Source organism: Nitrobacter sp., from assembly GCF_047149785.1.
Taxonomy (GTDB): domain Bacteria; phylum Pseudomonadota; class Alphaproteobacteria; order Rhizobiales; family Xanthobacteraceae; genus Nitrobacter.
Genome location: NZ_BAAGBE010000001.1, coordinates 2816661 through 2829081, shown reverse-complemented (window position 1 = coordinate 2829081; position 12421 = coordinate 2816661). Strand labels below are relative to the sequence as shown.

Below are 12421 nucleotides of genomic sequence, written 5' to 3'. Positions count from 1 at the left end.
GATCCAGATAATCAACGCTTCGCTCGTATCAAACGAAACGGTTTTGACGATCCGCCCCGCCCAAACGGCCGGCGCATTCTTGCGGATGTTCACGACGCACTACAGCGTCACGCCAGGGAATTGGATATCAAGCGTCAACACGGTCGTGGACTTGGCAAGTCCAAGTAAGCAAACCTTGTCACCAGTGGTGAGGTCCGCGGCTGGTGCAATGCCGCCAGGCGTGCCGCTCAGGTAGTACGGCGATCCCGCGGTAAGCGTCCCTCCGATCGTGACATCACCGTCCTTCTGCACCGTAACCGGCTGATTAAGCGCGGCACCATTCAAAGCAACGCCTTCGGCGTGGTTGACGGCTGCGGTGGCTGAGTCAGCATCGGCCAACTTCCACTTGTTCACCGTCGTGTCGAAATAAACGATCTGCCCCGCTGTGATGGCCTCGCCAGCCGTGCCAGTCGCGCGGGTTGCGGAGCCAGAGCCTAGAACAGAGTCGGCAGTGATTGCGATGTCAGTCACGTGTTTCTCCTAATAATGAAAAATCGGGGTATCGTTTGCCATGGTGTCGCCGAGGCTTTCACGCGAGTCGCTGTCACGCCCGCGAAAGGCCGGCACGTCGAGCGATTCAATCGTGCGGCCACTCGCTCGCCTGCGAATGCGTTTGAAGGTGTCGCGTTTTCCGATATCGTCGGATGAAATCTCGCCTTCGAGCACGGCGAGAATGGTTTCCGAAATAAAGTCGTCGCGATCTTCAAGTTTCTTGAAATGCTTCCATGCCGCAGCGTAGAGCGGATGGCGCATTAAACTCGAAAGTAAGAGGCTCGGCGCGACGCTGGTGTCCCTGATGTACACATTAACGTTGGCCATCGCGTGAGCGGCCATCGCTTTGGCGTATTGCGCAGCGAATGTAGGATTACGGTTCGCGCGAAAGATGATCGACTCAAGCGCCGGAAGGTCGCGCCGATTAAGCAAAGCGCCTGATAAGTCCATGCCACGGTGGTCGCGGATGAATTCAACCGCATCATCGAACTGCTCGACGGTGAAGCGCTTGCGCTTGAATTCTTTCGATATTCGAGTCCCGCGCTTGTTCGGACTCCGCTCGCGCTTCTTCAGGGCTGCGACATAGGCCGGGCGTTTCTCGGGATTCTTGCGGAGGTAGTCGTGCAGCCTGCGCCCGAAGATTCCAAGTTCCTTGCCGGCGCTTTCGGGTGTGTGTCCCTGTTCTAGCAACCGCAGCATTGCGTCGAAGTTCGCGGCGATGGCGTCGACACCGGGGGTGGCGCGACCAGGCCGAAGCGATTCGATTTCGGCTTTCTTCTCGGGATTGTCCGAAAGCCATGTTGACCACCGGCCCGGTGAAGGTGCGCCTGGTATCGACTTCAGCGCTTGTGCATCAGACATGCCGCCTGCGATGGCGCCACGAATTGAATCGAAGTGAATGGCGGCGCGTGATGCCAACAGCTGGAAGCCTGAATGATGAAGGATGCCCGCGCGCCCGGTCGGGAGGGACAGTGGCGCGCGGGGAACGGAGGTCGCATTAATTTTCGCGTCCCTCACCCTTTTAGATTTGGTGCCGCAGATTTTGGCCGGCTATGCGGCGACTGCTAAATATTCATCAATCGCTGCGTCCACATGCTTAGGTACGGACTTTCTGCCACACCCTGCTATTTCGGCGATTTCCTCCGTAGTGGCGTCGCTGGCCGCGGCGTCGAGTATTGAGCAGGTCTGCGGCCCTAGACGCTGCCTGAGGCGGTTGGTGTCGATAACCCTCGCCATCTTGTCTTCCTCGTCTTCATCGTCAACGAGCCAGGCGGGAGTGGAGCTGGAGTGCTTGCGCGCGAATTCCACCTCGGCATTGATGCTCCGCCACTTGTCGCGGACGTAGACTTCCAGTTTGTCTGGCCGCCAGTATTCGCCGGGGTGCTCCTTCTCCAGTTCTATCGCCTCGGCGATTTCATCCGCGTCGACGCTATCGCGCTGCACGGTTTCGGTGTGGTCGAAATTCACCGCGATGTTATCGTTCGCGGCCGAAAGCCGTGGCATGGCGTTTTCGATTTGCCATTGTGCAAGGCCGGTGAGCCTGACCATGTTGCCCGCCTTGAACAGGCGTTGCCCCTGCGGCCACGCGCCGCCCCGGTGGCTTTCCTCGCCCTCGGGCTGGCTGACGCGTTGCTGTTCGAGAAACGCCCGCCTTTCGGCAAGCGTCTTGAATTGCCCAGCCGTGGCGGGGGTATTGTCGTTTGCATGGGATTGCATGCAGACTCCGTCTGTTAGTTTCAGTTCGGGATTGCTCGTAGTGCGCGCCTATTTCGCCGAACGCGCTGGCGGCGACACGGTTTAAGCCGTGCCGTTGGCCTCGTCGTGGCCCCATACCCAGGATTTGAACCGATGGACTGGATTTTTGCCTGGTACTGCGAAAATAAATATTGATCTAAGCTAAGGTTCGGCGCGCGCGAGCGTCAACGCTCGCCGAAAATTAGAACGCGGCGCGTCCCGTTCTTCAGTGTCGTGGTTTTGGTTCGCCAACGAGCCATACAGACAAATATCGAACTGCTGGCAAAAAGCGGGACGGGGTCGGGAAATAAATTTGGTGGGCTGTGCGGGGCCACAGCGGGCCGTGTGTGCGCTTGGGCGCTATGCCGCTTCATCCTGCTCGGCGCACCACGCTTCAAAGGCCTCGCGTTCGGCCTCGTCGGCGGTGAGGTAGCGCCTGGCCGGGGTGGGCGGCGGAGACACCTCGGGCGGTAACCACCAGAATTCGAGACCCTTGTCGTCGGTCACTCCAACGCGCCGACCAACCCAATCCTCGACCGGGTTGCCCTTGCCGAAGACGGCCTTGGCCATCGCATTATAAGCATCAAGGTCTGGCCCGTCCCCATCGATAGATAACGCATGAAAGCGCTGGCTGAACGCCGTACCGTCGTCGGCCTGAAAACTGACTGTGGCAAACCAGTCGCTGAAAGGCGAGCCTTCCTCGGTATAGCCGGTAACGGAGAAGTGCTTGATGTTCGCGCCGATGCCGTGGGTGGCTGACTTGGTGGTGGAGGCGGGTTTCGCCCTCCCCCTCACATTCGCGATCGCGGCCGACTTCGCGTCCTTATGGACAATCGGGAGATCCTGCAGCCAGTTCTCACCAGCCAACCAGTTATGGGGTAGGACGCGCCAGCGTGGCTCCACAGCGTGTTCCGCGTAGTGCGCCGCCCACCGGCCAGCCTCGGTGATGATCGTGCTGACAAGCTCCGGTGATGGGTCCAGCTTCGCCCATGCCGCCTTGGCCTTCGCGCGTTGCTGCTTATGGGCATAGGCCGTCCAAAACTCTTCAAACCCCTGCGGCGCTTCCCCCGACGCGGGCGCCAGCCCAGCGACGTGGGGCGGCGTAGCCGACGCTGCAGAATTACTACTACTTATAGCCCCGTCTTTTAGACGGGTCTTAGTAGTAGGGTCTTTGTCACCTACAGGGTGCACGCTAACCGAATTAGCGTCACCCACGTGGGTGACGGCAGCGTCACCTATAAGGTGTACGCTAATAGCGTCACCCTGTAGGTGTACACTAACCGGAAACTGGCCGTTGGCGGCAAGTTCAAGCAGGCTCCAGTTGATGCTGTACCGGGTACCACGATGGCCCTTGCCCTTCTCCTCTTCGAATAGATATTGCCACTCGACTAGATCCCGGTTGCCAGCAGCGATGTGCTGGAGTGACATCGCATCGCTGGTTGGGCTGCGCGCCTGCATCTCGGTCTGGATCCGTCGGGTACTGGCGAGGCTGGTCCAGCCGTAATCCTTATGCGCCCAGCCGAGATGAAATTCCCACAAGCGCTTGTGTTTGTATGCGGCCCGCGGGTCATAGTTCATCAGGTCTGACAGTTTCACCCGCTTCACAAGCCGGCTGGTGTCCTTGGGGTCATTGATGCCGTCGACCCAGTAGGGATGGGGCAGGGCGTCTAAGTCGGGCTTAGCTTCGGTGGTCATTAGGCGAGCGCCTCACATGGTCGAGGATGGTCTTCACGGCCCTCTGGTCAAAGCTGGCATCGCGTGCGAACACGCCGCGGTCGGTGATCTTGATGTTGTGAAGGCGGACACCACCATCAAACTCGATGGATGCGCGCGCGACTTCGCGGTCGCCCTGCGGGGGCGATATAGAAATGACTCTCATGGGTTTTCCTGTTGTGTTGCAGATCGCGTCAATTCGATTCCGCTTTTGGGAATCGAACCGCCGCCGTTAAATCGGTGGGAACGGGCAATCAAAAAGCTATGGAATAGTGGGAAACAAAACGAATTTCCCACCTCACGTAACTACTTGTCTCTGCGCTTCTTTTTGCGCCCGCCCCTGGGCACCATCACCTTTTTCTCCCGTTGTCTCAGAACGCCTCATTCTGCCTCATAATTGATTGAAGTAACTGAATATTTTTGAATTTTGACGCCACCGCTCGTCTCAATCTGCATCTTCGAATATCATCCGATCCCACAAATTTGTTGGCCTTGATGTTGGCCTCATCTCGGTATTTGTTGGCCTGAGGCCAACAATCGGGAGGCGTCAATGTCTTTGACAGATACGGCGTGCCGCACCGCCAAGGGTAGGGCAACGGAATACAAACTCTCCGACGGCGGCGGGCTCTACCTCCTTGTGAAGCCGAGCGGCACGCGGCTCTGGAACCAAGCGTATCGGTTCAGCGGGAAGCAGAAGAAGCTCTCCCACGGTGCCTATCCGACCGTATCCCTCGCTGAGGCGCGCGAGCTGCGCGACGAGGCCAAGAAGCTGTTGGCCTCGGGAACCGATCCGGGGGCCAACAAGAAGGCCGCGAAGCTAACTGCCGTCATCTCGGCGACGAACACCTTCGGAGGCATCGCCGAGGAATATCTTCAACGAATCGAGGATGAGGGCGCGGCTGTGTCCACCGTCGCGAAGAACCGATGGCTGCTTATCGACCTTGCTGGCCCCGATCTTGGCACTCGACCAATCGCGGACATCACGCCGGCGGAAATCCTCGCGCTACTGCAAAAAATCGAACGCAGCGGACGCCGGGAAACGGCACGACGGCTGCGTAGCGTGATCGGCACCGTCTTCCGGCTTGCTATTGCGACGCTACGAGCCAAGGACGATCCGACGCTTCTCTTGCGCGGTGCCCTGAAGGCACCCAAGGTGCAGCACCGGGCCGCGATCACCGACGAAAAACTTCTCGGTGCGCTTCTGGCTGCCGTAGACGCTTATGACGGTTGGCCGACGCTCCGATGTGCTCTCCAGTTCACGGCGCTGACCTTCACCCGCCCCGGTGAGGTCCGTGGCGCCACATGGGCAGAGATCAACCTGGAGGAGGCCGTCTGGCGCATCAACGGCGCGCGCACGAAGGTTCGCAGACCGCATGATGTGCCGCTCTCGCGACAGGCGCTCGATGTGCTGCGCGAGGTGAAGGAGGTCGCACGCGAGAGCGCGCTCGTATTTCCCTCTATCCGTTCCAATGCCCGTCCCCTGTCGGAGAACGCGATGAACGCCGCGCTGCGGCGGATGGGGTTCACCCAAGATGAGATGACCGCTCACGGTTTCCGGGCGGCGGCAAGCTCGATATTGAACGAACGGGGTTTTCGGCCTGACGTGATCGAGGCTGCGCTCGGGCATCAGGAGCAGAACGAAATCCGGCGCGCTTATAACCGGGCGAGTTATTGGCCGGAGCGGATTGAATTGATGCAGGCGTGGGCAGATTGTATTGATAAATTGAAACGAACGCGATGACGGAAAACTTCGCTCGTGCGCTGAATGCGACTGCACACGGCCTCACGGAGCATCTTCAACACCTGCTTCTGGCCGCCACGCAACAGGGTTTGCGATCCAGCGATCGATATCGGTTTCATGCCAGCCCGCGCCGTTGGTGCTGATCGTGATCTGACGCGGGAAGGTGCCTTCGGCGATCTTGCGGTAGATGGTGGACCGGGACAGGCCGGTGCGGGCAAGAACGGTCTTCAGGCGAATGATACGCTCTGGTTGGCGCATGGTAGTCTTGCCTCCTGCTGGCTGTTTCTGGTTGCTGCTGAACCAGACAGGGGCGGGGATTTATCGTTGCGCAAGAGAGTTTTAGGCGTCGTCGGGCCATCGACGGCGAACGGCGGCAAATAGGACGGGTCTAGAGTCCGATGCCCCGGCCTCTGCCGAGGTCGAGGCCATGCGTGAAGGCGAGTTCCCGGCCAAGACTGCGGCGCGATTCGATCCCGGTCCCGATGCCGAGTTGCTGCTTGCGGATGGCGAGCAGGGATTCAAGCTGCGGATCGCGTTGCAGGCTGTTCGCCATGTCGCCCATCGCCGACCGCGTAGCCTTGTAACCCGACATATCGCCCGCCTGATACTGGTGCTGGCTGGTCTGGTCGAGCTTCTGCCAGCGTTCCACGAAGCGGTCGGCGCGGCGGTTCGGGTCCGTGCGGAGTTCGGTTTCGAGCTGAAGGGCGCGAATGGCGCGGCCAGTCTGGCCCGATCCCGCTTCATGGGCGAGGCTGTTGTCCTTGCTGTAGGCGGCTTCCGCATCCTGCCATCCGTGGGGGTGCACCTCATCGAATGCGCGCCTTGCCGCGCCAAGCTCGCGCCGCTGCTCGTAGGAAGGGGTGAGGCTCCGATGCTTGGCCTCAAGGATCGCGTCGGACGCGCGGGCATGGCGTACGAGCGCCTGCCTGCGGGCGTGGCGCAAGGCCGCTTCCGGGTCTTCGGCAATCTCCCGCTCCGGCGCTGCGGTGCCGCGCTGCGCCTCCATGCCGGCATTTTCCCGTTCCGGCCGCTGTGCCGCGTCTGAACCGGCCGCGCCGTCTGCGGCCAGGTGCAGATCGTCGAACATGGAGCGCACCTTCTCCGGCACGATCTTCCTGACGATCTCGGCGACACGCTCGCGGAAGGTGATGCCGCGCCGCTCGGCGTAGCTTTGCTCCGGATCGGCGCGCTCGTAATCCGAGGCCATGTCCTTCGCTCGGTCGCGTGACAGGGTGCGGACAAGTCGGTTCTGACTGGCGAAGTCATCGCGGCCATAATGCAAGTCCATGCCGTCACGGTGGCGTGACAAGGCGACATAACTGCCGTGGGCGTCCATACCCGGCGTCGCCAGCACATGAACGCGATCCACCGTCATGCCCTGAGCCTTGTGGATGGTCGCGGCATAACCATGGTCGATGCGGTTGTAATCCTTGAGGTCGAAGGCGACGGAGCGGCCATCGTCGGTCTGCACGGTCAAGCTGGTGGCGCTAACCTGCTCGATGGTTCCGAGCGTACCGTTCTTCACGCCAAGCCCGCGTTCGTTTTGCAGGAACATGACGCGATCTCCGGCGGCAAAACTGCGCGCGTCGCGTTCGACCGTGACGCGCACATCCTCGCCAAGATCGCCCGCCGCGCGCATCCGGTCGCGGGCGGCTTTGTTGAGTTCTCGCACCTCGGCATTGGTGTGGGTGAGGATGATGCGGCTTTTGTCGGGTGTCGTCTGCCGATCGCGGTCCCAGCGGTCGATCAGATCGCCGCGCGCCTGCTCGCGTGACTGTGCCTCATGCACCATGCCATGACGGTCATAGGCATGGATCGCCGTTCCGGTCTTGCCGGCCGCCAGATCGCGGGTGGCGTCGCGCTGCCAGTCCTCGCGCTGGCGGCGGACCTCATGAATTTCGACGCCGCCATGACGGTCATGGATCGAGCGGAACGCTGCGCCCGCCTCGATGGATTGCAACTGCTGCGGATCGCCGACCAGCACCACCTTGGCTCCGGTTTTCGCAGCATGAGATAATACGCGCTCCAACTGCCGCGTGCCGACCATGCCCGCCTCGTCGATGACAAGCACATCGCGGGAAGTGAGCATGTCGCGCCCGTTCTTCCAGCCGTGTTCCATGCTGGCGATGGTGCGCGAAGCAATGCCCGATCCGCCTTCCAGATTCTCCGCCGCGATACCGGAGAGCGCCACACCACGAACCTCAAAGCCTGCCGCCTCCCAAGCCTCGCGCGCCACGCCAAGCATGGCGCTCTTTCCCGTCCCGGCATAACCGACGACAATGCCAAGATCGCGCCCGTCCGTGACATGCGCCAGCGCGTCGGCCTGCTCACCGGACAAGACAAGGCCCCGCTGTTCCGCCCGCGCCAATGCGGCTTCGCGGTCGCGGTCATTGACTTCATGGCGTTCGCGTTCCGCCATCATTTCCGCCGCACGATGCAAGCGTTGTTCCGCCTCGATCATGTCGCGGGTGGTGAAGCGATCTTCGCCACATCCGTCTTGCCCGAGTCCGACCAGATCGGGCGAACCACGCATCGCGCCCATGACTTCGTTGAACTGGTCGATGCCATCGCTGTGGCGGTGCGCGAACATCGCCATGTCGCGCCGTGTGAAGGTCGATTGCTGATGTGTGATCGCATCCAGCGCAATGGAAGGATCGGCGATGATGCGCGCGCCGTTGCTGCGCGCGATCTCGCGGTGCATGTCCGCACGGTCGGCGGCCTCGATCCCTTCGCCTTCGATCCTTTGGGCCGGTGCGCCGATCTGGCTTTGCGGCTCAAGCCCGATGCCCTGCGTCTCAAAGCTGCGGTGGTCGATCCGCGCATCAATGTCGAGTTCGGAAAGCCGCTCGTTGACATGTTCGGCCCAGCGTTCGCGCCACCGCTCCACCATCTCCGTGCGGTTCCAGTCGCGCACCTTCTGGCCAAAGCCGTTCTCGTCCACGGAGCGCATGGTGAGCATGATATGCGCATGGGGTTTCGGCATCCCGTCCTCGCCGATGTCCCAATGCACATTGAGGTCTGCGATCATGCCCTGATCGACAAATTCCGCCTGCGCGAAGTCGCGGGCAAGCTCGATGCCCTGCGGCTGCGTCATCTCGCGCGGAATGGCGAACTCCACCTCGCGCGCAAGCTGGGCGTCCTTGCGCACCTCGAACGCCTCCACATCGTTCCAGAACTGTTCGCGGTCGCTCCATTGCTCAGGCGCATTCTCCGGCAACAGCACCTCGGAATGGACGACGCCGCGCTTGGCGGTAAAGTCCTGCACGCGGTCGATGCGTTCGTCGCGCATCCGCGAGGCCGAGCGGTAGGCGGCGGACGCCACCGCGCTCGACCCAGCCTTACGGCCAATGACCTTGACGTGAAGATGATAGATCGCCATCGCGATCAAGCATTGGCACGGCCAAGCGCACGTCGGAACGACGTATAAGCGCGCCCTCCCTCGAAAAAATCTCGGGATGGACCGGGCCGTGCCAAACCGTCCCGGCAACAATACTGCACTCTTCCGTCTGCGCAACTATCCTTGCTGCATCATCCACTTGCGACCGGGAAAGGACACAATGATGCGGAAGCCCAGAGACTATGACGCGGAACTGAAGGCGCTGGAGGACAAGGCGCGGGAACTCAAAACCCGTAAGGTGCAGCAGCTTGGCGAACTGGTCATCGCCACCGGGGCCGATGCGCTCACCGCCGACGAACTGGCCGGTGCGTTGGTCGCATTGGCCGAAACCAAAGATGCCGGAAAGAGGGAGGCATGGGCGAAACGCGGTGCCGCGTTCTTTCAAGGCCGGTCGCGACGAACTGCATCAGCGCCTGATCGCGACGCTGGCGGTGCTCCATCGCAACCGCGCGGCCCGCAACCGGCATCAGGCGGCGCGGGCGCGGCATGACATGCGGACATGGCAGGTCGAGCGCCGCAAAAGAACGCGCCACCTGATCGAACTCGGTGGCCTTGTCATCAAGGCAGGCATCGTGGACCTGACCGGCGATGACCGCGCCATGATCCTCGGCGCGCTGCTCTGGATGGCCGAAAAGCTCCGAAGCGAGGAGGGCCAACGCGCGCGGGTGCTGTGGGTCGAAAAGGGGAAAGCGGCGTTCGACGCGGGCCGCCCAGCAGGCGCACATGACGGAATCCAGCCGCCACAGGATCGGGCGTGACCGATGGCGGGCGGCGCGGAGACCTCAAATATCGCAGCGCCGCCCGCCATCGCGCGGCACCGCCGCGCAAAGGCAACGGAGCGGATAGCCTTGTCTTGCGGAGGTTTATTATCGACCGCCAACCCGACCGCGAGATCGCGGGCGTCGTGCAGGGCGGATCGGTATCGTGGCAGTTGGGGCGGCAGAGGGGATTGGAACATTGCTCAGGCGACTAGCCATCCGAATTCACGTCGCAAAAATGCTTGGCCGTTCTCCATCACAGGCGTCCCATGAGCCATTAGAATCTTCTCGGCCGGCCAAGCCAAGATGCGTTCGATAGATTCGCGCGCTGTATGACGGTTAGTGAAAGCCATACGGAATTTTCGAGGAACCGATGGTTCTCGACCGATCATGAGGTCCAACTTCGCCACGACAGCGCGCCAGCCTGAAAACCAACCTTCGGGAAACTGCTGGATTAAATCGGTAAAGATCACGGTGGCGCTCTTGTGATGAAAGAACACTACCTCGCTCGTTATCGAATTGCCTTGCACTACGACATATTCAATCTCATTGGACCATTCTGGAAGAGGTGTCCCGTCAAGCTCACTATCAAAGTCAATGTCCTTGCGCTTTTCTCGCAAGCCGGGTGCTGCATATATCCTTGCGTCCGGGTAGGCGCGCTTCCAATCCGCGATAAATAGATGATGCAGCGAATTGGGAGCAATCAGATAGCGCACCTCTCCGAGCGCATCGACCTTGCTGCGAATTTCTGTCGTCAACGCGATAGGCGACCAAACGAGAAGACGTTTGCTAGTCAGTTTTATGACAGCCATGCGAGTTGGATAGCGAAACCCCATCATGGCCAGGACATCGGAGCCATCAGCCATCCATATTTCTTGACCAAGTACTTTCAGCACCGCCGATCCAACCATTGGAAAACTTTCTAAGTGAGTGAAGGCAGGGATTTCTCGCCGATACCTTCGATAACGATGCGGATGATATGTTTGACGTCATTTTCGCTGAACGGGCCGCCCGCGAGAGCCGTAAGCATCGCTTGGCCGTAGACACCGAGCAGGACAAGCGACATGAAATTAGGGTCGTCGTCCGTGCGAATGACGCCCTGACGTTGGCCGAGAACAAGAATGTCGCGCACAAGCCGCTGAAAGGAAGGCCGGTCGGTAGGTGGTTCAAGAGATGGACGCTCGGTGGGGGCAAGGGCCAGTCTCGCGAGCGAGGGATTGGCTAAGCACCAGCCCGCGCTGTCGAGAAAGACTTTCTCCAAAAGCACACGAACATCCTCGTTTGCTTCTATTCGCACCCGATAAGCCTCGTCGCCGGCCTCCACACGGGCGATGAGCCACCACGCGATTTCATCCTTTGAGCTGAACAGGTTGTAGACCGTCTTACGTGTCAGCCCTGCGCGGGTAGCGATTTCTTCCATCGACGTGTTGGCAAAACCCAACTCGCGGAACGCTTCGTCCGCTGCGTCAAGGATGAGCTTCCGAGACCGTTCTGTTCGCTTCAGCATTGCCATTTTTATACCATCGTGTAAATTTATACAATTGTAAAGATGATTCAATCGCGATGCGGACGTGACGAATGCGGCGGCGATTGCGAAAGATTGCAGATCCTATTGAGCCGTCGCTTTTGCTACGCGGACGCATTCCCCTTGCGTCGTTGATCCAGACGCTCGCCGTCGCCGAACATCTTAATTTCCGCCATGCTGCCAAGGCCATGGGCGTCAGCCTGTCAAGCGTGAGTGCCCGCGTGAAGACGCTGGAAGAAGACCTTGGCATCCTCCTGTTCGAGCGTCATGCGCGAGGCGTTCGGCTGACGGAAGCCGGCCGTCACTTCGTTGAGCTTGTTGTGGTCGGCGTCGATCAACTCGACCATGCCGTGAAAACGGCCGGCATGGCGGCGCATGGGGAATGTGGCCGACTTCGCATCGGCGTCCATGCCCTGATCCCGCGCAGCTTCCTCGCTGGACTGATCGAGCGATACAGGGAAGACCACCCAGGCATCGACGTGGAGATTACCGAAGGCACCGCGCGCGATACAATGATGCAGCTTCGCGCCGACCATCTAGACATCGTGTTCGTCGCGGGCATCCCTGAACTGCCCGATTGCCATTCCCGCCGGATATGGACCGAACCGCTTCTGGCTGCGCTGCCGGATCGACATCGTCTCGCCGAACGGCCCACCGTAACCTGGGCCGATCTAGCCGGCGAGACGTTCCTTGTCCGCCACGGCGGCACCGGACCCCAGGCGCATGACCATATCCTGTTGCGCCTCGCCGGACGCTGGCCCACTCGTTCGATCCTGCGCTTTGACGTGGAACGCTGCACGCTGCTGTCGATGGTCGGGCAAGGCTTCGGCATCACTATCGTCGCGGCGGCATCATCGCTGCTGCCGACACCCGGGGTCAGGTTCCTGCCTGTCACCGACGAACCGGAGCCGGTTGCGTTTTCGGCCGTCTGGTCGCCCTACAATCAGAGCGCCATACTCCGAAACCTGCTCGACCTCGCTCGCAAGATGGCTCACCCATTTCCTTCGGCATCTCCCTGAGAT

The 12421-nt window shown here is 60.7% G+C and carries 13 protein-coding genes; 4 read left to right on the top strand and 9 right to left on the bottom strand.

The window, feature by feature from the left end:
• Positions 1-99: 99 nt before the first annotated feature.
• The 5 genes from ACMDCM_RS13190 to ACMDCM_RS13170 form a co-directional block, all read right to left on the bottom strand.
• Entirely contained in the window at positions 100-510 is a 411-nt protein-coding gene (locus ACMDCM_RS13190) for a hypothetical protein (RefSeq protein WP_412773976.1), read from the bottom strand.
• Positions 511-519: 9 nt separating this feature from the next.
• Positions 520-1449 carry a hypothetical protein gene (locus ACMDCM_RS13185; RefSeq protein WP_412773975.1) on the bottom strand — a complete coding sequence of 310 codons (930 nt, stop codon included), beginning with the start codon at positions 1447-1449 and terminating at the stop codon, positions 520-522.
• A 132-nt stretch (positions 1450-1581) separates the two neighbouring features.
• The gene (locus tag ACMDCM_RS13180) at positions 1582-2247 is read right to left on the bottom strand and encodes a hypothetical protein (protein WP_412773974.1); all 666 of its coding nucleotides are present in this window, start codon (positions 2245-2247) and stop codon (positions 1582-1584) included.
• Positions 2248-2625: 378 nt separating this feature from the next.
• Positions 2626-3960 (bottom strand): hypothetical protein, encoded by a 1335-nt coding sequence (locus tag ACMDCM_RS13175; protein WP_412773973.1) that lies wholly within the window; start codon positions 3958-3960, stop codon positions 2626-2628.
• Complete coding sequence (locus tag ACMDCM_RS13170; protein WP_412773972.1) at positions 3944-4144, bottom strand: hypothetical protein; 201 nt, start codon at positions 4142-4144, stop codon at positions 3944-3946. The genes ACMDCM_RS13175 and ACMDCM_RS13170 overlap by 17 nt, the downstream gene beginning before the upstream one ends.
• Before the next feature lie 384 nt (positions 4145-4528).
• Between ACMDCM_RS13170 and ACMDCM_RS13165 the strand changes: the two genes are divergently transcribed.
• Complete coding sequence (locus ACMDCM_RS13165; RefSeq protein ID WP_412773971.1) at positions 4529-5719, top strand: tyrosine-type recombinase/integrase; 1191 nt, start codon at positions 4529-4531, stop codon at positions 5717-5719.
• A gap of 42 nt (positions 5720-5761) precedes the next feature.
• On the opposite strand, the gene ACMDCM_RS13160 is transcribed toward ACMDCM_RS13165, so the two are convergent.
• Complete coding sequence (locus tag ACMDCM_RS13160; protein ID WP_412773970.1) at positions 5762-5977, bottom strand: helix-turn-helix transcriptional regulator; 216 nt, start codon at positions 5975-5977, stop codon at positions 5762-5764.
• Between the two features lie 130 nt (positions 5978-6107).
• Entirely contained in the window at positions 6108-9098 is a 2991-nt protein-coding gene (gene traA, locus ACMDCM_RS13155; protein ID WP_412773969.1) for a Ti-type conjugative transfer relaxase TraA, read from the bottom strand.
• 181 nt (positions 9099-9279) lie between these two features.
• Between traA and ACMDCM_RS13150 the strand changes: the two genes are divergently transcribed.
• Together ACMDCM_RS13150 and ACMDCM_RS13145 are read left to right on the top strand one after the other, a co-directional pair.
• Positions 9280-9606 (top strand): conjugal transfer protein TraD, encoded by a 327-nt coding sequence (locus ACMDCM_RS13150; protein WP_412773968.1) that lies wholly within the window; start codon positions 9280-9282, stop codon positions 9604-9606.
• The gene (locus tag ACMDCM_RS13145; RefSeq protein WP_458575142.1) at positions 9548-9874 is read left to right on the top strand and encodes a conjugal transfer protein TraD; all 327 of its coding nucleotides are present in this window, start codon (positions 9548-9550) and stop codon (positions 9872-9874) included. Before ACMDCM_RS13150 ends, ACMDCM_RS13145 begins: the two co-directional genes overlap by 59 nt.
• A 203-nt stretch (positions 9875-10077) precedes the next feature.
• Here ACMDCM_RS13145 and ACMDCM_RS13140 read toward each other — a convergent pair whose 3' ends face one another.
• Together ACMDCM_RS13140 and ACMDCM_RS13135 are read right to left on the bottom strand one after the other, a co-directional pair.
• Positions 10078-10770: a DUF4336 domain-containing protein gene (locus tag ACMDCM_RS13140; protein WP_412773966.1), complete on the bottom strand. Its 693-nt coding sequence runs from the start codon at positions 10768-10770 to the stop codon at positions 10078-10080.
• 26 nt (positions 10771-10796) lie between these two features.
• Positions 10797-11387, bottom strand: coding sequence for a TetR/AcrR family transcriptional regulator (locus ACMDCM_RS13135; RefSeq protein WP_412773965.1), 591 nt, complete (start codon positions 11385-11387; stop codon positions 10797-10799).
• A gap of 65 nt (positions 11388-11452) precedes the next feature.
• On the opposite strand from ACMDCM_RS13135, the gene ACMDCM_RS13130 reads away from it, so the two are divergent.
• The gene (locus ACMDCM_RS13130) at positions 11453-12418 is read left to right on the top strand and encodes a LysR family transcriptional regulator (protein WP_412773964.1); all 966 of its coding nucleotides are present in this window, start codon (positions 11453-11455) and stop codon (positions 12416-12418) included.
• Positions 12419-12421 lie beyond the last annotated feature (3 nt).